The sequence below is a fragment of the Streptosporangium sp. NPDC050148 genome, from assembly GCF_055586505.1.
The window spans coordinates 42,560-66,854 of sequence record NZ_JBVJIA010000026.1 but is presented as its reverse complement, the minus strand read 5'-3'; the positions used below and the strand labels follow the sequence as shown (position 1 = coordinate 66,854).

General features: G+C 71.2%; 9 protein-coding genes. 7 read left to right on the top strand and 2 right to left on the bottom strand.

Translation table 11 applies throughout. From position 1 onward, the window contains the following. Positions 1–29 precede the first annotated feature (29 nt). From ACZ6RT_RS26785 to ACZ6RT_RS26760, 6 genes are all read left to right on the top strand, one after another. Entirely contained in the window at positions 30–1,019 is a 990-nt protein-coding gene (locus ACZ6RT_RS26785) for an NAD-dependent epimerase/dehydratase family protein (RefSeq protein WP_470156889.1), read from the top strand. Positions 1,020–1,027: 8 nt separating this feature from the next. Continuing rightward, positions 1,028–1,456 (top strand): VOC family protein, encoded by a 429-nt coding sequence (locus tag ACZ6RT_RS26780; protein ID WP_399186789.1) that lies wholly within the window; start codon positions 1,028–1,030, stop codon positions 1,454–1,456. A gap of 342 nt (positions 1,457–1,798) precedes the next feature. Continuing rightward, the gene (fxlM, locus tag ACZ6RT_RS26775) at positions 1,799–2,971 is read left to right on the top strand and encodes a methyltransferase, FxLD system (protein WP_470156887.1); all 1,173 of its coding nucleotides are present in this window, start codon (positions 1,799–1,801) and stop codon (positions 2,969–2,971) included. 493 nt (positions 2,972–3,464) lie between these two features. After that, positions 3,465–3,926: a DoxX family protein gene (locus tag ACZ6RT_RS26770; RefSeq protein WP_470156885.1), complete on the top strand. Its 462-nt coding sequence runs from the start codon at positions 3,465–3,467 to the stop codon at positions 3,924–3,926. 433 nt (positions 3,927–4,359) lie between these two features. Beyond that, positions 4,360–5,364 carry an ATP-binding cassette domain-containing protein gene (locus ACZ6RT_RS26765; protein ID WP_470156883.1) on the top strand — a complete coding sequence of 335 codons (1,005 nt, stop codon included), beginning with the start codon at positions 4,360–4,362 and terminating at the stop codon, positions 5,362–5,364. 91 nt (positions 5,365–5,455) lie between these two features. Continuing rightward, a complete protein-coding gene (locus ACZ6RT_RS26760; RefSeq protein WP_470156881.1) occupies positions 5,456–6,217 on the top strand; it encodes an ABC transporter permease in 762 nt (253 codons plus the stop codon). Between the two features lie 60 nt (positions 6,218–6,277). On the opposite strand, the gene ACZ6RT_RS26755 is transcribed toward ACZ6RT_RS26760, so the two are convergent. Both ACZ6RT_RS26755 and ACZ6RT_RS26750 read right to left on the bottom strand, forming a co-directional pair. Continuing rightward, positions 6,278–6,853, bottom strand: a complete 576-nt coding sequence (locus ACZ6RT_RS26755) for a hypothetical protein (protein ID WP_470156879.1) — start codon at positions 6,851–6,853, stop codon at positions 6,278–6,280. A gap of 65 nt (positions 6,854–6,918) precedes the next feature. Then, positions 6,919–8,448 (bottom strand): MFS transporter, encoded by a 1,530-nt coding sequence (locus tag ACZ6RT_RS26750; RefSeq protein ID WP_470156877.1) that lies wholly within the window; start codon positions 8,446–8,448, stop codon positions 6,919–6,921. Between the two features lie 377 nt (positions 8,449–8,825). On the opposite strand from ACZ6RT_RS26750, the gene ACZ6RT_RS26745 reads away from it, so the two are divergent. Continuing rightward, positions 8,826–24,197, top strand: a complete 15,372-nt coding sequence (locus ACZ6RT_RS26745; RefSeq protein ID WP_470156876.1) for a DUF7507 domain-containing protein — start codon at positions 8,826–8,828, stop codon at positions 24,195–24,197. Positions 24,198–24,295 lie beyond the last annotated feature (98 nt).

The following is a 24,295-nucleotide window of genomic DNA, read 5'->3' as shown; positions in this document are numbered from 1 at the left end:
CGGTGGCCCGGCGCCCAGAATCAGGCGCCATGAGAATTCTGATCATCGGTGGCTCGGTCTTCGTGGGACGGGCGATCACCGAGGAGGCGCTGCGGCGCGGACACGAGGTCACCACGTTCAACCGGGGACGCAGCGGTGTCGACCTGCCGGGGGTCGAGGCGATCAGGGGCGACCGCGAGGTGGCCGAGGACCTGGACCGCCTGGTCGAGGGCCGAGAGTGGGACGCCGTCATCGACGTCATCGGCAGGGTCCCCAGACTCGTCGACGAGTCGGTGCGCAGGCTCAACGGCCATGCCGGCGTGTACACGTTCATTTCCAGCATCTCCGCGATCAGCGACTTCCCCGAGAAGCCGTGCGACGAGAACTCACCGATCTACGAGTGCGCGCCGGACGCCGGCCCCGAGGACGGCGACTACGGAACGCTCAAGGCGGGCTGCGAGCGTGCGGCGGAGGCGTTCGAGGGCGACACCCTGATCATCCAGCCGGGTCTCATCCTCGGCCCGTACGAGGACGTGGGCCGCCTGCCCTGGTGGCTGGACCGGATCTCCCGGGGCGGGCGGGTGCTGGCCCCGGGTGACCCGGACCGGGCCATGCAGGTCGTCGACGTCCGGGACCTCGCCACGTTCGTCCTGGACCGGACCGAGGCCGGGAAGACGGACCGCTTCCTGGTCAGCGGGGTGCCGGGCAACACCACCTACGGCGACTGGCTGGCCGAGTGCCGGGCGGCGACCGGTTCGGACGCCGAGTTCGTCTGGGTGGACGACCGCTTCCTGCTCGACCGCGAGGTGGCGCCGTGGACCGAGTTCCCCCTCTGGACCCCGGGCGGTCCCGAGTTCGCCGGGGTGTGGCTGGCGTCCTCGGCCAAGGCCCTCGCGGCCGGGCTGACCTGCCGCCCCGTCGCCGAGACGGTACGCGACACCTGGGCGTGGCTGCGCGAGGTGCCGCCCGCCGAGCGCTCCTTCAAGTGGCACGGCATCGACCCGGAGAAGGAGGCCAGGATCCTGGCGGAGTGGGAATAGCAATCCCCATGGACATTCAGATCACCTTCGACGCGCACGACCCGCGGAAACTCGCCTCCTTCTGGGCCGAGGCCCTCGGATACCGGATCCAGCCGCCTCCCGAGGGGTTCGACAGCTGGGACGCCTGGGCGGACTCCAAGGGCATTCCCTCCGAGCAGCGGTCCGACTGGGCCGCGCTGGTGGATCCGGACGAGGGACGGCCGAGGATCTACTTCCAGCGCGTGCCCGAGGCCAAGACCGTCAAGAACCGCGTCCATCTGGACGTCAACGTGGGCGGCCCGTCCGGCGCGCCGATCGAGGAGCGGCGCCCGCTGGTGCAGGCGGAGGTGAAACGGCTGGTCGGCCTGGGCGCCACCGAGGTCCGTACCGCCGAGGAGAACGGGGAGTACTGGACGCTCATGACCGACCCCGAGGGGAACGAGTTCTGTCTGCAGTAAGGGTGTATTTCTACGCATACATCGGACGGGTGGATGCATAGATTCATGGCTGTCCGGCTCCGTCCCCCGAATGCCGGACAGCGGTCCACGCTCCCAGGGCCGGAGGTGGGGGGCGGGTGACATCCCGCCCCCCACCCGCCCTACCCCCTTTCCCGTGCCGGTCCCGGCCCTTCTCCCGCCGGGCATTGCGTGGCGCCCGCGAGCGATATAGCGTCACGCCCCCTGGCATCCGCATGGATTTGTCCGATAAGGGACAGCGAACAGCGGCGCGCCATGGAGGTTCACCATCCACGGGGGCATATAACTCAGGGCACCAGGTACGCATACGGCACGGAGGTCGAGATGGCTGAGTGGCACGCGTTACGGGAAGATCTGGTCTCTCAGGTCCGCGTACGAGGAATCAGCGACGCCGTGACCGGCGCGCTGCGGACGGTGCCGCGGCATGTCTTCCTGCCGAATCTTCCGGCGGAGACCGTCTACCAGGACGACGCGATCGTGACCAAGCGCGACGAGCAGGGGCGGCCGATCAGCTCCTCCTCCCAGCCCGCGATCATGGCGTTGATGCTCGACCAGCTCGGCGTGGCACCGGGGCAGCGGATCCTGGAGATCGGGACGGGGACGGGGTACAACGCCGCCCTGCTCGCCCACCTGGTGGGGCCCGAGGGGCTGGTGGTGAGCGTCGACATCGACCCGGACCTGGTGGCGCTGGCCGGTGAGCACCTGGCGGCGGCCGGTCATCCCGAGGTGAGGCTGGTGTGCGCCGACGGGGCCGGGGGGTTCCCGCCCGAGGCGCCCTACGACCGGGTGATCGCCACCGTCGGCGTGTGGGACCTGGCCCCGGCCTGGCTGGAGCAGCTCGGGCCGGACGGCCGGCTGGTCGCCCCGCTGGACCTGCGGGGGGTGCAGCGTTCGGTGGCGATGGAGCGCGACGACGGGCACTGGACCAGCCGCTCGGTCCTGCCCTGCGGGTTCATGCGGATGCGCGGCCCCTTCGCGGGACCGGAGACGACCGTGGTGCTGGACCGGGAGTCCGACCTGATGATCTCGCTGCCCGAGGCCGGTGAGATCGGCGACGTGCTGGGGGCGCTCGACGGGCCCGTGGTCGAGCGTTCCACCGAGATCAGCGTGGGCCCCTCCCAGCTCCTCGACGGGCTGAGCCTCTGGCTGGCGGTGCACGAACCCCGCTGGTGCACGATCTCGGAGGTGCGGCCGGGATGGCTGGCCTCGCCCCCGCTCGACCTGACGGGGTTCAGGATGGCCGTAGGGATCGTGGAGCGCGACAACCTGTGCCTGCTGGAGCCGTCACCGGACGGCACGCTGATCGCGCGCGGTCACGGGCCGGACCGGCTGCGGCTGGCCTCCGAGCTGGTCGCCCACGTCCAGGCGTGGGACATGGCGGACCGCCCCATGACGACCGGGCTCCGCATCGACGCCTACCAGGGCGAGGCCCCGCGCGACGGGCTGCTCATCCCCAAGCGCCACACCACCCTGGCCCTGTCCTGGAAGGACGTCTGAGCCTGTCCGCAGGGGACGGGCGACGCGACCGCGTGCCTCCGCCGGGGCGCGCGGCCCCCGGGGCGGGGTGCCCGGCCGGTCTCCGGCGGCCACGAACGGACGTCCGAGTGGTCTTCGAGGTCTCCCGACGGGTCTCCGGGCCGTGACCGCGCGGTCGGGAGAACGGGGAGCACGAATGGAACGCGCCATTCACAGGACAGTTGAAAGTTACATCAAGTCATCAAATAGAACAGGTATTTCTCAAACACCCCGACACCCCGCCCAACTGCTTCTTTCATACTGAACTGGATCCATTCCAAACAGCGTGTTTTTTCGAGGCCGGACACCACATCCGCGGTCACCTACCATGACGGGGAATCTGACGCCCGGTTCACCTGGAGGTAGAAGTGGTCGCGTACATGAAACGTGACGGTGCGAAAGCGGAGGTACGACCCCCGCGGCATCGTACGGGGACGACGGACGGGTCCCTCCGGGAGAAGACAGGGGTGGCCCGATGAAAGTCGAGCGACTGAGCGGCCCGGTCCTCTCGCTCTTCCGCATGGTGACGGGTCTCCTTTTCCTGTTCCACGGCCTGGCATCGATGTTCGGGCTCTTCGGCGGCAACCGCGGCACCGGCCAGGCCGTCGAGTTCGCCGTCTGGCCCGGCTGGTGGGCCGCGCTCATCCAGGTGGTCTGCGGCCTGCTCGTCCTGGCCGGGGTCTTCAGCCGCTCCGCCGCCACGCTCGCGTCCGGCTCGATGGCGTACGCGTACTTCGTGGTGCATCTTCCGCAGGACTTCCTGCCGTTGCGCAACGGCGGCGAGCTCGCGGCCCTGTTCTGCTGGTCGTTCCTGATCATCGCCGTGCTCGGCCCCGGCCCCTGGGCGCTCGACGCCCTGTTCCGCCGTCGCGGTGACGGCGCTCCCGGCGCCCTCACCGATCCGCTTCCGGCCCAGCCGCAGTTCGGGAAGACCTGACACCACCCGCTCCGGGTCCCCTCGGGGACACGAGAACTCCGGGTGCCCACGGGCGCCCGGAGTTCTTCGCTGTCCGGCGGCGTCCGGTGGCGCTCACCGATGACGTCCGGCGACGATCCCGGCCGGGCTCGAAAGACCCCCGGCGCCGCTCCGCGCAAGCCCGGATCATGAAAAATCCGCATTCTTTTCTCGCTGTCCGGCCGCTGCAGGGAAAAGCCCACGTCAGCGCGGTCGGCGTCCCCGGCGCGACCGGCAGGACCTCCCGTCCCGCACCCCGGACGGAACCGCGTTTCCGCAGGTCAGACAGAACATGAACACACCTTTCACGTTTGCCATCCCCGGATCACGTGGGTGAGGATGAGGCATCTCCCGACGAGCCCCCGCAGGGGTCTCTTCGGCATGCCCCCGTATCCCACACCCCGAGGAGGGGACGATGATCCACGCCCGAGGACTGACCCGCCGATTCATGATCAAGAAGGAGAGCGTCGACGCCGTACGCGGCCTCGACATCGACGTGGAGGCGGGCCAGCTGGTGGCCTTCCTCGGCCCGAACGGCGCGGGGAAGTCCACCAGCCTGCGCATGCTCACCTCGCTGCTCCCGCCGACGTCGGGGACCGCGACCGTGGCGGGCTGCGACGTCGTGGCGGACCCGGCCGGGGTCCGCGCCCGGATCGGCTACGTCGGGCAGAAGAACGGCGCGGGCGAGAACTTCCGCGTCCGCGACGAGCTGGTGACCCAGGGACGCTGCTACGGCCTCACCCGGCGGGAGGCCGGCCGCCGGGCCGACGAGGTGCTCGACCGGCTGGAGCTGCGACCGCTGGCCGACCGCAAACCCGGCACCCTCTCGGGAGGCCAGCGCCGCCGCCTCGACATCGCCCTGGGGCTCGTCCACCGGCCCGCCCTGCTGTTCCTGGACGAACCGTCGACCGGCCTGGACCCGCAGAGCCGCGCCAACATCTGGGAGCACATCCTGCGGCTGCGCGAGGACCACGGCACCACCCTCTTCCTGACCACCCACTACCTGGAGGAGGCCGACAGCATGGCCGAACGGGTGGTGATCATCGACCACGGCCGGGTCATCGCCGACGGGACGGCCGAGGGGCTGAAGAGCGACCTGGCCGGTGACCGCGTCACCGTGACCCTGCACGACGCGTCCGGGACCGCGCGGGCCGCCGAGATCGCCGAGCGGATCGCCGGAGCGGGCGCGGTGACCACCGACGGGACGACCGTGTGGCTGCGGGTGCCCCGCGCGGACGCGGCGCTGCCGGAGTACCTGCGCCACCTGGAGGCGTCCGGCGTGAAGGCCGCCACCGCCGAGACCTCCCGGCCCACGCTGGACGACGTCTTCCTCGCGCTGACCGGCCGCAGCCTGCGGGAGTCCGACGAGGCCGCCCCCGGCGTCCCGGCCGGTGGGAACGTTCCCGAGACCGTCGCCTGACCGCGCGCACCGCGGCCCTCCCTCTCCTTGCGGCCGGGCCGCTCCTCCCCCTGTCACCCCCGCTTCCCCCGATCCCGCAGAGAAGGTCCCCATGAGCGTTCCGTTCCTCCGTGACACCGCGACCGTGTTCTCCCGCGAGGTCACCCCCATGTTCCGTGAGCCCCTCGGCCTCCTGTTCACCATGGGGCAGCCGCTGCTGTTCCTGTTCCTGTTCGGCCCGCTGCTCGGACAGACGCAGAGCTTCGCGGGCCAGGGCTCGCACTGGCAGTGGTTCGTGCCCGGCATCCTGATCATGATGTGCCTGTCCGGGCCGATGATGGCCGGGTACATGCTGCTGGTGGAGCTGATCGGCGGCTCGATGGAGCGCATGCTGGTCACCCCGCTGGACCGCACGGCGATGCTGGTCGGCCGGACGCTGAAGGAGTTCGTGGCCCTGCTGGCCCAGGCCGTCCTGATCATCGCCCTGGCGGTGCCGCTGGGTTTCCGCCTGTACCCGGCGGGAGTGCTGGCCGGCCTGGTGATGCTGGTCGTGTTCGGCGTCGGCCTGGGCGCGCTCTCCTTCGTGCTGGCGATCGCGTCCAGGCCGGGAGGAGATCTCTTCTACGGGGTCACCCAGCTCGTGCTGTTCCCGCTGATGCTGCTGTCGGGCGTGCTGCTGCCGATGGACTCCGGCCCGCAGTGGCTGCGGACCGCCGCGGCCCTGAACCCGGTCTCCTACATCGTCGAGGCGGAGCGGTCGCTCTTCTCCGGCCGCTTCGCGGACACCTCGGTGCTGTACGGGACGCTCGCGGCCTGCGCGATCGCCGTGATCGGCCTGGTCATGGGCACCAGGGCGATGCGCCGCGGCATCTGACCTTCCGCCACCGGACCGGCCCGGCTCGCAGGCCGGGCCGGTCCCCCCGCGCCCCGCGTCTCAGACCAGGCTCGCGGGGCCGACGTCCCGTCCGGTACGGGCGGCGCGGCGGCGGACGCCCCGGAGCCAGACCCGGCGGATGAACCCGCTGCCCGCCCGGATGACGAGCCAGTACGCCCCGAACAACCACCGGGAGCGGCGGTCGGTGGCGTACACCCGGGTCTCGGTGCTCAGCACGCCGCCGGCGCAGTGGAAGTTGACCGCCAGCTTCAGGTGACCCGGCGCGTCGAAGGCGTGGAAGACCTCCGGGGTCGTGCCGGGTGCCAGCGGCACCACGGGCCGGTTCCGGGAGACGCGCTCGATCCCGCCCACCAGCAGTTCGTCCTCACCGCGGTACAGAACCGCGAACCCGTTGCCGAGGAACAGGTCCAGCACCGGGGTGTCCGCCGGGAGCCGGGTCCTTCCCAGCCCCGCCGCGGTCATCACCGCCCGGAACAGCGGGACCTCCCCCCAGGTGACCTCGGCGGCGGCGCGTATCACGGCGGGGGCCGGTAGATCGACCGGCAGCCGGTGCCGCTCCCTCCGGTGCCAGCGTGGCAGCGCCTCGTCCAGCGTCATGGGCTCGGGTCGGCTCATCTCGTCCCCCGTGGGATCGTCGTCATCACCCGTACGGCCCGGTTCCCCACCGCCGGACACGAGGATCATCGTCGCATCCGTATGGCCCGCCCTCCCGGGCGGCCCGCGTCCCGGCGGAGCAGGGCCACGACGAGCAGGACGACGCCCGCCATCAGGGCGGCGCTGATCGCGGCGGTCAGGTGGAAGCCCTCGACGAACGCGGCGCGTGCCGCGGCGAGCAGTTCGGCACCGGGACGCGGCGGAAGGCCTGCCGCCACGGCCACCGCGGCGCCGAGGTTGTCGCGGGCCGCCTCGGGGACGGCGTCCGCCGCGAGCCCGGCCCGGTAGGTCGCGGTGATGACGCTGCCGAGGACCGCGATCCCGAGCGCGCCGCCGAGCTGCGGCGCCGTCGAGGAGATCGCCGCCGCGGCGCCGGCCCGGTGCGGAGGCGCGGAGCCGACGACCAGGTCGGTGGCGAGCGCCATCATCGGTCCCAGGCCCGCGGAGACGATCACGGCACCGGACACCAGGACGGCGATCCCCTCCGTTCCCTGGGTGCGGGTGAGCACGAGGTAACCGACGGCGGACACGGCCAGCCCGGCGGCGATCACCGCGAAGGGCCGGATCCTCCGCGCGAGCCGGGGGGCTACGGTGGACCCGACGATGACGCCCACCGCCGAGGGCGCCGTCCACAGACCCGCCTCCAGGGGCGACATGCCGTGCACGAGCTGCAGGTACTGGGCGATGGCGTAGTTGGAGCCCCACAGGACGAAGATGCCGAGCGCCAGCGTGCCGGTCGCGGTGCTCAACGTGCGGTCGGCGAACAGGCCCAGGTCGACGAAGGGGTCGGCCGCGGTCCGCTGCCTGCGGACGAACAGCGCGCCCGCGGCGAGCCCGGCGGCGATCGCGGCCAGGGACGTCGTCGCCGGGCCGTCGGCCGCGATCTGCTTGAGCCCGTACACCACCGGCAGCACCGTGGCCAGCGACAGCACCGCGCCGGCCGGGTCGAGCCGCCTCACGCCGGGGTCGCGGTGCTCGGGCAGCAGCAGCGGCCCGGCGACCAGCAGCAGCAGCATGAAGGGGACGGCCAGCAGGAACGCCGACCCCCACCAGAACCGCTCCAGCAGCCATCCTCCGACCAGCGGGCCGATCGCGGTGCCCGCCGAGACGCTGGCGACGACGACCCCGACGGCCACCGTCCGCTGCCGGGGGTCGGGGAACATGGACGTGGCCAGGGAGAGCGTGGACGGCATCAGGGTGGCGCCCGCGACGCCCATCAGCGCCCGGGCGACGATCAGGCTCCCGGCGTCGGGCGCCCAGGCGGCCAGGACCGAGACGACGCCGTACGCCGCCGCGCCGATCAGCAGCAACCGGCGACGGCCGATCCGGTCGCCCAGGGCGCCCATGGCGATGAGCGACCCGGCCAGCAGGAAGGCGTAGACGTCCACGATCCACAGCGACTGGGTGCTGCTCGCCGCCAGGTCCTCGCCGATGGCGGGCAGCGCGAGGTTCGTGACGGTCAGTTCGAGGGAGGCGAGGAGCGCGGGCAGTGCCAGGACGGCGAGACCGATCCACTCTCGCCGTCCCGCCTGCGCCGCCGGGATGGGGTGCGACATGGCTCCGACCGTAAGACCTCGACCTTGGTCAAGGTCAACACCGATCGAAAACTCGGGACGGGGCGAAGGATTCAACAGGAAAGACCAGGACGAATCACATTTGATTACCTTTGTGGGAGGAATGCCACATGTAAAGGAATCAAATCCTAGGCAGCAATATAATCAGCCAGGTCGTGATTATCTGGCTTGACGGAGGTTTCGGCCGTTGATGATCCGGCTATCCTCTTAGAGCCGTGGTCAGGGTAATGTCACGACAGAAAGTTCGTCCCCCCGTTTGTTGATTCGACAGTATTTGTCGGAATTCCTGCGGGAGGTCGGTCGTGCTGCCTGGGACGTGTGCGCGCAGGAGATTCCTTAAAAGCGCTTTGTCTGGATTCATGGCATGTGCGGTTGGTCTGGGAGTGACGGCGGACGCCTCGGCCGCGATCCTTACCAGGGCAGAGGCTCCGTCGTTCGAGATCACCTGCGGTTCGGGCCGGACCGGTCCGGCCCTGCGGCTGACCCGTGAGGCGCGGCGTGACGGTGCCCGGACGATCGTAACGGTGCACGTGGTCAACACCGGTGAGGCCGACGCGGAAGGGGCGAGGTTCAGCGAGGACCTCTCCGAGGTTCCCGACGGCAAGACCGTGGGTGAGACGCTGGCCACCTCCGGCACGCTGACCTACGAGAAGCCCATGCTGAGGTGGACGGGCGATGTGACGGCCGGTGAGAGCATCACGGTCCGGTACGCGGTCCGGACGACCGTCGGGAGGCTGTACATCCCGACGGTCGAGGCCGACGCGGGACGCACCTGCCGGGACGCCCCGGGTATCCCCGGCGGGGTGACGGCGTCGGCGGACGGGGCCGAGGTCACGGCCGACGCCTCCCCCGACCCGTCCCGTGGCACGACCGACGGGCGGATCGGGGAACGGCGCATGCCGACCGGCACCCCGGCGGACACCGACACCGGGACCGACAGCGGGACCGACACCGGGACCGGGACCGGGACCGGGACCGAGGCGGAGACCGGGACCGAGGCGGAGACCGGGACCGACACCGGCACCGGGCCTGCCCGCCCGGACCGGAAGGCCGACGCGAGAGCGGACGAGAGGCCCGACCAGCAGCGGGCGGGCACGGACGCGGCCCTGCTGGCTCCGCTCCCCTTCGTCCAGCGCTACGTGAACAACTTCCGTGGGGCGATCACCCGGGCGGCGAACTCGGTCGTCACCTGCTACCCCCCCTCGGTGCCCGACTGTGCCGCGCGCCGGACCGGCTCGGGCAACAACAACGTCGACGCCACCTTCATCGACGTGGACGCCGACGCGTCGACGTTCAACTCCAGCACCGCCAACCTCACCCTGTCGGCCGGTGCGCAGGTGGCTTACGCCCGGCTGTACTGGGGCGCGCGCAGCCAGACCTCGTCCAACACGCAGGGCCTGCCGGCCGGCAACCGCCTGGCGCCCGACATCGCCCTGCGCGGACAGGTGTCGTTCAGGACCCCAGGAAGCACCGTCTACCGCACGGTCGTGGCCACGGCCGGCGACATCGGCGACACCCCCGACAACATCACCGCGAACGGAATCGTCTACGGCGCCTCCGCGGACGTCACCTCCCTGGTGACGGCGGCCGGCGCCGGCACCTACACGGTGGCGAACGTCCAGGCCGCCCGCGGCAGCGACAGCCTCGGCGCGTTCGGCGGCTGGTCGCTGGTGGTGGCCTACCGGGACGCGTCCCTGCCGCTGCGCAACATCACGGTGTTCGACGGCTTCATCGAGCAGCAGAACGGCACCCCCGACACCGCCATCACCCTGTCGGGCATCCGCACCCCCACCACCGGCGCCGTGAGCGTCCAGATCGGTGAGATCGCCTACGACGGCGACAACGCGATCACCGGTGACTCCCTCAGCATCGACACCACCAACGGCCCCCTGACCGTCCTCAGCGACGCCCTGCATCCGGCGAACAACTTCTTCAACTCCACCATCGCCACGCTCGGCGGCCAGGTGACCGACCGTAACCCCGCCTACACCAACACGCTCGGCTACGACTCCAACATCGTCGACGCCTCCACCGCGTTCCGCAACAACGACACCTCGGCCCGGTTCGTCTTCAGCACCGCCGGAGACACCTACTGGCCCCAGGCGATCTTCGCCCAGGTCGCCCTGCGGCAGGCGAACATCCAGTCGACGAAGTCCGCCGTGGTGGTGGGCGGGGGCGACCCGGAACCGGGGTCGGTGCTGGAGTACACCGTCACCGCGACCAACACCGGGGACGACACCGCCATCGGCGTGGTGCTCACCGACCCGATTCCGGCCAACACCGTCTACGTCCCGGGGAGCATCTCCGTGGCGACCGGCCCCAACATCGGGCCCAAGACCGACCGCACCGGCGACGACCAGGGGGAGTTCGTCAACAACCAGGTCCGGGTGCGGCTGGGCACCGGGGCGAACGCCGTCAGCGGCGGCAGCCTGGCGCCCGGCCAGTCCACCTCCGTAAGGTTCCGCGTCACGCTCGGGGCCAACTCCCCCGGCACGTCGATCAACAACAGCGCGAACATCGAGTTCTCCAGCTCCGACACGCCTTCCCAGATGGGCGTGACCGCGGGATCCACCTCGACGGTGGTCCCCGTGCAGGTCTCGTCGCTGGCGATCCTGAAGACGGCCTCCCCGAGCACGGTGGCGGCCTCGGGGCGGAGCATCACCTACTCCTATCTCATCACCAACACCGGCAGGACCACCCTCACCGGGGTGAGGGTCATCGAGACCGCCTTCTCCGGTTCGGGGCCGCGGTCCGCGGTCACCTGCCCCACGGCGACGCTGGCGCCGCAGGCCTCGACGACCTGCACGAGCACCTACGTCACCACCCAGGCCGACATCGACGCCGGAGGCATCACCAACACCGCGACCGCCACCGGCACACCCCCCACCGGACCGGCCGTGACCTCCGATCCGTCGACGGTGACGATCACGGCCACGCCGGCTCCCAGCCTGGCACTGCTGAAGACGGCCTCACCGACCACGGCGATGGCGGCGGGGCGGACGGTGGCGTACTCCTACCTGGTCGTCAACACCGGCAACACCACGCTGACCGGCGTCAGAGTGACCACCACCGCCTTCTCCGGAACCGGCACCCACACCGCCATCACCTGCCCGACCACCACCCTCGCCCCGCAGGACACCACGACCTGCACGAGCAGCTACGTCATCACCCAGGCCGACATCGACTCCGGGGCCATCACCAACACCGCCACCGCCACCGGCACACCCCCCACCGGACCCGCCGTGACCTCCGACTCCTCCACCGCCACGGTCGGCATCATCTCCGTTCCCGCACTGGCGTTGCTGAAGACGGCCTCGCCGACCACGGTGACCGCCGCCGGCCGGACCGTGACCTACTCGTACGCGATCGTCAACACCGGCAACACCACGCTGACCGGCGTCAGGGTGATCAGCACCTCCTTCTCGGGTACGGGGCCCCGGTCGGCGGTCACCTGCCCGACCACGACTCTGGCGCCGCAGGCCACCACGACCTGCACGAGCACCTACGTCACCACCCAGGCCGACATCGACGCGGGCTCCATCGTCAACACCGCCACCGCCTCGGGCACGCCGCCCTCGGGACCGGCCGTGACCTCCGACCCCTCCACCGCCACGGTGAGCGTGACCTCCGCCCCCAGCGTGGCACTGCTGAAGACGGCCTCGCCGACCACGGTGACCGCCGCCGGACGGACCGTGACCTACTCGTACGCGGTCATCAACACCGGCAACACCACCCTGACCGGCGTCAGGGTGACCACCACCGCCTTCACCGGCACCGGCACCCACACCGCCATCACCTGCCCGACCACCACCCTCGCCCCGCAGGCCACCACGACCTGCACGAGCACCTACGTCACCACCCAGGCCGACATCGACGCCGGCGCCGTCACCAACACCGCCACCGCCACCGGCACACCGCCCTCGGGACCGGCCGTGACCTCCGACCCCTCCACCGCCACGGTCACCGCCGCGCCGGCTCCCGGCCTGGCGCTGCTCAAGACGGCCTCCCCCACCACGGTGACCTCCGCCGGACGCGTCGTGACCTACTCCTACCTGGTCGTCAACACCGGCAACACCACCCTGACCGACATCATCGTGGCCAGCACGTCCTTCTCGGGGACAGGCACGCGGTCTCTGGTCTCCTGCCCCGTCACCACGCTGGCGCCACAGGAATCGACGACCTGCACGAGCACCTACGTCACCAGGCAGGCCGACATCGACGCCGGGGCCGTCACCAACACCGCGACCGCCACCGGCACACCGCCCTCGGGACCGGCCGTGACCTCCGCCGTCTCCACCGCCACGGTCACCGCCATACCGGCTCCCGGCGTGGCGCTGCTGAAGACGGCCTTCCCCACCACGGTGACCTCCGCCGGACGCGTCGTGACCTACTCCTACCTGGTCGTCAACACCGGCAACCTCACCCTGACCGGCGTGATGGTGACCACCACCGTCTTCACCGGCACCGGCACCCCCACCGCGATCGTCTGCCCGACCACCACCCTCGCCCCGCAGGACACCACCACCTGCACGAACACCTACGTCACCACCCAGGCCGACATCGACGCCGGGACCATCACGAACACCGCGACCGCCACCGGCACACCGTCCACCGGACCCGCCATCACCTCCGCCGCCTCCACCGCCACGGTCACCGCCGTACCGGCTCCCGGCGTGGCACTGCTGAAGACGGCCTTCCCGGTAACCGTGACGCAGGCGGGCCAGACGATCACCTACTCCTACGCGGTCGTCAACACCGGCAACACCACCCTGACCGGGGTAAGGGTGACGACCACCGCCTTCACCGGCACCGGCACCCCCACCGCGATCGTCTGCCCGACCACCACCCTCGCCCCGCAGGACACCACCACCTGCACGAACGCCTACGTCACCACCCAGGCCGACATCGACGCCGGGACCGTCGTCAACACCGCCGTCGCCACCGGCACCCCACCCGCCGGACCCGCGGTGACCTCCGCCGCCTCCACCGCGACGGTCACCGCCATCGCCGCTCCCGGCCTGGCGCTCCTGAAGACGGCGGCGCCGACCACGGTGGTGGCGGCGGGACGGTCCATCAACTACTCCTACCTGATCTTCAACACCGGCAACACCACCCTGACCGGGGTAAGGGTGACGACCACCGCCTTCACCGGCACCGGCACCCCCACCGCGATCGTCTGCCCGACCACCACCCTCGCCCCGCAGGACACCACGACCTGCACGAACGTGTACGCCATCACCCAGGCGGACGTCGACGCCGGGGGCATCACGAACACCGCCGCCGCCACCGGCACACCACCCACCGGACCCGCCGTGACCTCCGGCCCGTCCACCGCGACGGTCACCGCCATCGCCGCTCCCGCCCTGTCCATGCTGAAGACGGCCTTCCCGGTGGCCGCCACGCAGGAGGGCCAGACGATCACCTACTCCTACGCGGTCGTCAACACCGGCAACACCACCCTGACCGGAGTGAGGATCACCGACGTCTCCACCGGCTCGAACACCCCCGCCGCGATCACCTGCCCGGTCACCACGCTGGCGCCGCAGGCCTCGACGACCTGCACCGGGACACGCGTCATCACCCAGGCGGACGTCGACGCCGGGACCGTCGTCAACACCGCCACGGCCACCGGCACCCCGCCGTCGGGACCGGCCGTGACCTCCGATCCCTCCACCGCCACGGTCACCCTCACGGCCGCTCCGGCCCTTGCCCTGCAGAAGACGGCGTCGCCGAACGCGGTGGTGGGGGCCGGGCAGACGGTGACCTACTCCTACCTGGTGCTCAACACCGGCAACACCACCCTGACCGGCGTCACCGTGACGACCACCGCCTTCACCGGCACCGGCACCCCCACCGCCATCACCTGCCCGACCACCACCCTCGCCCCGCGAGCCTCCACGACCTGCACCAACACCTACGTCACCACACAGGCCGACATCAACGCCGGATCCATCGTCAACACCGCCACCGCCACCGGAACCCCACCCACCGGCCCGGCCGTCACCTCCGACCCCTCCACCGCGACGGTCACCGCCACCGCCGCACCCGCCATCGCCGTGCTGAAAACGGCGTCGCCGACCACGGTGGCCGCCGCCGGGCGGACCATCACCTACTCCTACCTGGTGCTCAACACCGGCAACACCACCCTGACCGGCGTGACCGTGACGACCACCGCCTTCACCGGCACCGGCACCCCCACCGCCATCACCTGCCCGACCACCACCCTCGCCCCGCGAGCCTCCACGACCTGCACCAACACCTACGTCACCACACAGGCCGACATCAACGCCGGATCCATCGTCAACACCGCCACCGCCACCGGAACCCCGCCCACCGGGCCCGCTGTGACCTCCGACCCCTCCACCGCGACGGTCACCGCCATCGCCGCTCCCGCCATCGCCATGCTGAAGACGGCCTTCCCGGTGGCCGCCACGCAGGAGGGCCAGACGATCGTCTACTCCTACGCGGTCGTCAACATCGGCAACACCACCCTGACCGGGGTGGCCATCACCGACGTCTCCACCGCCTCCGGTACGCCGGGGGCGATCACCTGCCCGCTGACCACGCTGGCACCGCAGGAGTCGGTGACCTGCAACGGGGCGCACGTCATCACCCAGGCCGACATCGACGCCGGGAGCATCGTCAACACCGCGACCGCCTCGGGCACACCGCCCACCGGGCCCGCCGTGACCTCCGCCACGTCGACCGCGACGGTCACCCTCACGGCGGCCCCCTCGCTCGCGCTGCAGAAGACGGCGTCGCCGAACGCGGTGGTGGGGGCCGGGCAGACGGTGACCTACTCCTACCTGGTGCTCAACACCGGCAACACCACCCTGACCGGGGTGACCGTGACGACCACCGCCTTCACCGGCACCGGCACCCCCACCGCGATCACCTGCCCGACCACCACCCTCGCACCCCAGAACTCGACGACCTGCACCAACACGTACGTCACCACACAGGCCGACATCAACGCCGGATCCATCGTCAACACCGCCACCGTCACCGGAACCCCGCCGTCAGGGCCGGCCGTGACCTCCGATGCCTCCACCGCGACGGTCGTCGCCACCGCCGCCCCGGCCCTGGCCCTGCTGAAAACGGCGTCGCCGACCACGGTGGCCGCCGCCGGGCGGACCATCACCTACTCCTACCTGGTCGTCAACACCGGCAACACCACCCTGACCGGCGTGACCGTGACGACCACCGCCTTCACCGGCACCGGCACCCCCACCGCCATCACCTGCCCGACCACCACCCTCGCCCCGCGAGCCTCCACGACCTGCACCAACACCTACGTCACCACACAGGCCGACATCAACGCCGGATCCATCGTCAACACCGCCACCGCCACCGGAACCCCGCCCACCGGGCCCGCTGTGACCTCCGACCCCTCGACCGCCACGATCACCGTCATCGCCGCTCCCGCCATCGCTCTGCTGAAGACGGCCTTCCCCACGGCCGCGACGCAGGCGGGCGAGACGATCACCTACTCGTACGCGGTCGTCAACACCGGCAACCTCACCCTGACCGGGGTGAGCGTGACGACCACCGCCTTCACCGGCACCGGCACCCCCACCGCGATCGTCTGCCCGGTCACCACGCTCGCCCCGCAGGAAAACACCACCTGCACCAACACCTACGTCACCACCCAGGCCGACATCGACGCCGGGACCATCGTCAACACCGCCGTCGCCTCGGGCACGCCACCCACCGGACCCGCCGTGACCTCCGACCCGTCCACCGCCACGGTCACCGATGAGCTGGCTCCTCGACTGGCCCTGCTGAAGACGGCGTCGCCGACCACGGTGACCGCCGCCGGGCGGACCGTGACCTACTCCTACATGGTCGTCAACACCGGCAACACCACCCTGACCGGGGTGAGCGTGACGACCACCGCCTTCACCGGCACCGGAACCCCCACCGCGATCACCTGCCCGGTCACCGTCCTCGCCCCGCAGGACATGACGACCTGCACGAACACCTACGTGGTCACGCAGGCCGACATCGACGCGGGGAGCATCGTCAACACCGCGACCGCCTCGGGCACGCCGCCCATCGGGCCTGCCGTGACCTCCGACCCGTCGACCGCGACGATCGCCGCTCCCTCCGCTCCCACGCTGGCGCTGCTGAAGACGGGGACGCCGAGCACGGTGACCGCGGCCGGGCAGACGGTGACCTACGCCCACCTGGTCTCCAACACCGGCAACACCACCCTGACCGGCGTGGACGTCACCGAGACCGCCTTCACCGGCACCGGAACCCCCACCGCCATCACCTGCCCCGTCACCACGCTGGCCCCGCAGGCCAGGACGGTCTGCAGCAACACCTACGTCGTCACCCAGGCCGACATCGACGCCGGGACGATCGTCGACACCGCGGTCGCCACCGGCACCCCGCCCACCGGTCCCGCCGTCGCCTCCGCGCCGTCGACCAACACGGTCACCGCCGTCGCCGCTCCGGCCGTGGCGCTGCTGAAGACGGCCTCACCGAACACGGCGACCGCGGCCGGGCAGACCGTGACCTACGCCCATCTGGTCACCAACACCGGCAACACCACCCTGACCGGGGTGACCGCGACCACCACCGCCTTCACCGGCACCGGCACCCCCACCGCGATCACCTGCCCGGTCACCACCCTCGCCCCCCAGGACTCGACCACCTGCACGAGCACGTACGTCATCACCCAGGCCGACGTCGACGCCGGGACCGTCGTCAACACCGCCACCGCCACCGGCACGCCCCCCACCGGACCCGCCGTGACCTCCGATCCCTCCACCGCGACGGTGACCATCACACCCGACCCCAACCTCGCCCTGCTGAAGACCGCCTCGCCGGCCACGCTGACCGCCGCGGGACGGACGATCACCTACTCCTACCTGCTGGTCAACACCGGCAACACCACCCTGACCGGGGTGGACGTCACCGACACCGCCTTCTCCGGCACCGGACCCGCCCCCGTGATCACCTGCCCGGTCACCACGCTGGCCCCGCGGGACCTGACGATCTGCACGGGCACGTACGTCACCACGCAGGCCGACGTCGACGCCGGGACCATCGTCAACACCGCGGTCGCCACCGGGACCCCGCCCACCGGTCCCGCCATCGCCTCCCCGTCGTCGACCGCGACGGTCACGATTCCTCCCGCTCCCACGCTGGCGCTGCTGAAGACGGAGACGCCGACCGCGGTGACCGCGGCCGGGCAGACGGTGACCTACTCCTACCTGGTCGCCAACACCGGCAACACCACCCTGACCAGCGTGGACGTCACCGAGACCGCCTTCACCGGCACCGGAACCCCCACCGCCATCACCTGCCCCGTCACCACGCTGGAGCCGCAGGCCAGGACGGTCTGCAGCAACACCTACGTCGTCACCCAGGCCGACATCGACGCCGGGACCGTCGTCAACACCGCCGTCGCCACCGGCACCTCGCCCGACGGGACGGTCGCGTCCTCCGACCCGTCCACCGCGGCGGTCGCCGTCGTCGCCGCTCCCGCCCTGGCGCTGCTGAAGACGGCGGCACCGGCCACGGCGACCGCCGCCGGGCAGACGGTGACCTACGCCCACCTGGTCACCAACGCCGGGAACACCACCCTGACCGGGGTGGACGTGACCACCACCGCCTTCACCGGCTCGGGCACCGCCCCGGTGATCACCTGCCCGGTCACCACCCTCGCCCCGCAGGACACCACCACCTGCACCGGCACCTACGTCCTCACCCAGGCCGACGTCGACGCCGGGACCGTCGTCAACACCGCCACCGCCACCGGAACCCCGCCCACCGGACCGGCCGTGACCTCCGATCCCTCCACCGCGACGGTGACCATCACGGCCGACCCCAACCTCGCCCTGCTGAAGACCGCCTCGCCGACCACGGTGATCGCCGCCGGGCGGACCGTGACCTACTCCTACCTGCTGGTCAACACCGGCAACACCACCCTGACCGGGGTGGACGTCACCGACACCGCCTTCTCCGGCACCGGACCCACCCCCGTGATCACCTGCCCGGTCACCACGCTCGCTCCCCAGGACACCACCACCTGCACCAGCACCTACGTCGTCACCCAGGCCGACGTCGACGCCGGGGCCGTCGTCAACATCGCCACCGCGACCGCCACGCCTCCCGGAGGCTCCCTCATAGCGGCCCCGCCGTCGACCGCCACGGTCTCCATCACCCCGGCTCCCGACGTGGCGCTGCTGAAGACGGGGACACCGACCACGGTGACCGCGGCCGGGCAGACGGTGAACTACTCCTACCTGGTCTTCAACACCGGCAACACCACCCTGAGCGGGGTGGACGTGACCGACACCGCCTTCTCCGGCACCGGACCCGCCCCGGTGATCACCTGCCCGGCCGTCACCCTGGCGCCGCAGGACACCACCACCTGCACCGGCACCTACGTCACCACGCAGGCCGACATCGACGCCGGGACCGTCGTCAACACCGCCGTCGCCACCGGCACCTCGCCCGGCGGGACGGTCGCGACCTCCGCCCCCTCCACCGCCACGATCACCGCCACCCCGGCTCCCGGCGTGGCGCTGCTGAAGACGGCGTCACCGACCACGGTGGCCGCCGCGGGCCGCACGGTGGTCTACTCCTACCTCGTGGTCAACACCGGCAACGTGACGTTGACCGGCGTGGACGTGACCGGCACGTCCTTCTCAGGCACCGGACCCGCCCCGGTGATCACCTGCCCGGCCGTCACGCTCGCACCCCAGGACACCACCACCTGCACGAGCACCTACGTCACCACGCAGGCCGACATCGACGCCGGATCCATCGTCAACACCGCCCTCGCCACCGGCACCCCGCCCACCGGACCGGCCGTGACCTCCGATCCCTCCACCGCGACGGTCACCGCCACGCCGGCTCCCGGCCTGGCCCTGCTGAAGACCGCGGCACCGGCCACCGTGGCCGCCGCCGGGCGGACAGTGATCTACGCCTACCTGCTGGTCAACACCGGCAACGCGACCCTGACCGGCGTCGACGTGACCGACACCGTCTTCTCCGGCACCGGACCCACCCCGGTCATCACCTGCCCGACCACGACACTCGCACCCCAGGAGGCCGTCGTCTGCAACAGCACGTACGTCATCACCCAGGCCGACATCAACGCCGGGACCATCGTCAACACCGCCCTCGCCGTCGGCACCCCCCCGGAGGGCCCCGCGGTGACCTCCGACCCCTCCACCGTGACGGTCCTGGTGGAGGCGGCTCCCTCCCTGGCGCTGCTGAAGACGGTGTCGCCGAGCACGGTGACCGCGGCGGGACGGACCCTGACGTACTCCTACACGATCGTCAACACCGGCAACGCCACCCTGACCGGCGTGGACGTCAACGACACCGCCTTCTCCGGCACCGGGACACCCCCGGTGGTCACCTGCCCCGTCACCACCCTGGAACCCCAGGACATGACCGTCTGCACCGGCACCTACGTGACCACCCAGGCCGACATCGACGCCGGATCCGTCGTCAACACCGCCGTCGCCTCGGGCACACCGCCCACCGGGCCCGCGGTGGTCTCCGATCCCTCCACCGCGACGGTCGGCGGGGAGGCGGCTCCCGGCCTGGCCCTGCTGAAGACGGTGACGCCGAGCACGGTGACCGCGGCGGGACGGCAGGTGACGTACTCCTACACGATCGTCAACACCGGCAACGCCACCCTGACCGGGGTGGACGTCAACGACACCGCCTTCTCCGGCACCGGCACCCGCCCCGTGATCACCTGTCCGGTCACCACCCTGGCCCCGCAGGACACCACCACGTGCACCAGCACGTACCTGATCACCCAGGCCGACATCGACGCCGGTGGCGTGGTGAACACCGCGGTCGCCACGGGCACCACGCCCACCGGGACCGTCGTGACCTCCGACCCGTCGACCGCGACGGTCATCGAGGTGCCCGCCGCCGCCCTGGCGCTGCTGAAGACGGCCTCCCCGAGCACGTTCACGGCGGCGGGACGGACCGTGACGTACTCCTACACGATCGTCAACACCGGCAACACGACGCTGACCGGCGTGGGCGCGACCGACACCTCCTTCTCCGGCACCGGACCCGCCCCGGTGATCACCTGCCCGGCCACCACCCTGGCGCCGCAGGGCTCCACCATCTGCACCGGCACCTACGTCACCACCCAGGCCGACGTCAACTCCGGGGTGATCGTCAACACCGCCACGGCGTCGGGCACCCCGCCGTCGGGTCCGGTGGTGACCTCGGCCCCGTCCACGGTGACGGTCGCGGCAGAGCCCGCTCCCAGCCTGGCGCTGCTGAAGACCGCGTCACCGAGCACGGTGACGGCGGCGGGACGGGAGGTGGTCTACTCGTACGCGGTCGTCAACACCGGGAACCTGACGCTGACCGGGGTGACCGTGGCGGACGTCACCTTCTCGGGAACCGGGACGCCCGGCGTGATCACCTGCCCGGTCACCACGCTCGCGCCGCAGGAGACGACGACCTGCACGAGCACCTATGTCACCACCCAGGCCGACATCGACGCCGGTGGCGTGGTGAACACCGCGGTGGCCGCGGGCGTCCCGCCGGGGGACACCGTGCTGGCCTCCGCCGCGAGTCTCGCGGAGCCCTCGGTGGCGGCCGCCGTGGTGACCTCCGCTCCGTCGACGGTGGTGGTGACCGCCGAGCCCGCCCCCAGCCTGGCGCTGCTGAAGACGGCGTCGCCCAGAACGGTGGCCAGGCCGGGAGAGGCGGGCACCGTGACGTACTCGTACGTGATCGTCAACACCGGCAACACGACACTGACCGGGGTGAACCTGACCACCACCGCCTTCTCCGGCACCGGCACACCGCCGGTGATCACCTGCCCGACCACGACGCTGGTGCCGCAGGCCATGACGACCTGCACGAGCACCTACGTCGCCACCCAGGACGACGTCGACGCCGGCACGATCGTGAACACCGCGGTGGCGTCGGGCACCCCACCGGTGGGTCCCCCGGTGAGTTCCGAGCCGTCCACCGCGACGGTCGCCGCGGAGCTGTTCGCGACCCTGACGCTGACGAAGTCGGCCTCCCCGTCGGTCGTGTCGCAGGCGGGGCAGCCGGTCACGTACTCGTACACGGTCGTCAACACCGGCAACCGGACGCTGACCCGGGTGAACGTGACCGACACCTTCTTCTCGGGCTCGGGGGGAGCTCCCGCGATCACCTGCCCGGCGGTGACGCTGGCACCGGACGGCTCGACGACCTGCACGAGCACCTACCTGGTCACCCAGGCCGACATCAACGCCGGGTCCATCGTCAACACCGCGGTCGCCGCGGGCACCCCGGTCTCGGGCTCCACGGTGACCTCTCCCCTGTCGACGACGACGGTCGCCGTCGAGGTGGTCACCGGCCTGTCCCTGTCCAAGACGGCGGAGCCGAGCACGATCACGGCCCCCGGGGTCCAGGTGACCTACTCCCACCTGGTCACCAACACCGGGAACTCGACACTGACCGGCGTGGAGGTGCGGAACACCTTCTTCTCGGGCTCCGGCACGCCTCCGGTGATCGCCTGCCCGGTGACGACGCTCGCGCCGCAGGACAGCACCGTCTGCACGAGCACGTACGTCACCACCCAGGACGACGTCAACGCCGGATCCGTCGTCAACACCGCCACCGCCACCGCCACCTCTCCCACGGGTCAGGTACTGATCTCCAACCCGTCCACCGCGACGGTCACGGCCGCGACCGCCCCCGGCCTGGCGCTGCTGAAGACGGCATCACCGTCCACGGTGGCGGCCGCGGGGCGGACGGTGGTGTACTCCTACGACATCGTCAACACCGGCAACTCCACGCTGACCGGCCTGAACGTGACGGACACCTCCTCGGGGTCCGGCGCGCCGACGCAGATCACCTGCCCGGTCACGACGCTCGCGCCGCAGGACACCACCACCTGCACCGGCACGTACGTCACCACGCAGGTCGACATCAACGCCGGATCGATCGTCAACACCGCGATCGCCACGGGCACGCCGCCCTCGGGCCCGGCGGTGGCCTCCGGCCCGTCCACGGTGACGGTCGCGGTCGAGCCGGCCCCCGACCTGGCGCTGCTCAAGACCGCCGACCCGACGGCGCTGCTGGGGCCGAACCAGACGATCACGTACTCGTACCGGGTCCTGAACACCGGTAACGCGACGCTGAGCGGCGTGAGCGTGGCGGACGCCTTCTTCTCGGGGTCGGGGACGCCTCCGCAGATCACCTGCCCGTCGGCGACCCTGGAGCCGCAGGACACGATGACCTGCACGAGCACGTACGTCACCACCCAGGCCGACGTCAACGCCGGATCCATCGTCAACACCGCGGTCGCCACGGGCACCCCGCCCGTCGGTCCCGTCATCACGTCCGAGCCGTCCACCGCGACGGTCAGCGGGGGGCCGGCTCCCAGCCTGGCGTTGCTCAAGACGGTGTCGCCGAGCATCCTGACGGCCGCGGGACGGACCCTGATCTACTCCTACCTGATCGTCAACACCGGCAACACGACGCTGACCCAGGTGGACGTTCGGGACACGTCGTTCTCCGGTACGGGAACGCCCGGCGTGATCACCTGCCCGACGCGGACGCTGCAGCCGCAGGAGTCCACGAGCTGCACGAGCAGCTACGTCTCCACCCAGGAGGACATCGAGGCCGGGACCGTCGTCAACACCGCCCAGGCCTCGGGCGTCTCGGACACCGGGCCCGTGGCCGCCGCCCTCCCCCGGGCGGTCGTGGTGGTGGCCTCGGCCCCGTCCACGGTGGCGGTGACCGTCCTGCCGGTCGTCAGCCTGGCGCTGCTGAAGACGGCCGCGCCGAGCACGCTGACGGCGCCGGGGCAGACGATCACCTACTCGTACCTGATCGTCAACACCGGCAACACGAGGCTGAGCGGGGTGGGCGTGACGACCACCGTCTTCACCGGGACCGGAACGCCCTCGGCGATCGTCTGCCCGGTGACGACGCTGGCGCCGCAGGACTCGACGACCTGCACGAACACCTACGTCACCACCCAGGACGACGTCGACGCCGGCGCGATCGTGAACGCCGCGACGGCCTCGGGCGCCTCGCGGCTGGGCATCGTGGCGACCTCGGACGTCTCGACCGCGACGGTGACCGCAGTGCCCACCCCCGCGCTGACGCTGCTGAAGAGCGCGTCGCCGAGCACGGTCAGGGAGGGGCAGACGATCACCTACTTCTACCTGGTCGTGAACACCGGCAACTCCACTCTGACCGGCGTGAGCGTGACCGACCTCTCCTCGGGGTCGGGGACACCGCCCGTGATCGTCTGCCCGCTGACGAGGCTGGCGCCGCAGGACTCGACGACCTGCACGAGCACCTACGTCGCCACCCGCGCCGACATCGCCTCCGGCGCGATCACCAACACCGCGACGGCCTCGGGCAGCCTGTTCCCGGGCGCGGTGACCAGCTCCAATCCCTCGGCCGCGACGGTCACGACGATCGGCTCGGGGGGTGGCGGCGACGGCGCGACGGGCCGCAAGGCCGAGATCCGCTCCGACTCGAAGACGTGCACCACGGTCGAGTTCCTCGGGGAGCGGCGGGTGTGCTGCGAGCGGAGGCACCCGTCGCGGTGGCATCGCGGCCATGACCGGCAGTGCGGCGGCCGGCTCCTCGACGCCCGCCCGGGCCCGAGGGAGCACGGCCGTGACGCCGTCCCCGCGGGGTCCCGTGCCACGCGGGAGGGCGGCGGGCACGGGTGGGGAAAGAAGCGGCCGAGCGTGAACATTGCCTCAAAAGGCGGTCAGTGACGGACAACGAAGAATGTCGCCCACCGGGAGCGTCCGCACCATCGTGCATGATATGAGATATCACCTCTCACGAAAATCATGAATAAACGATTTCGGCG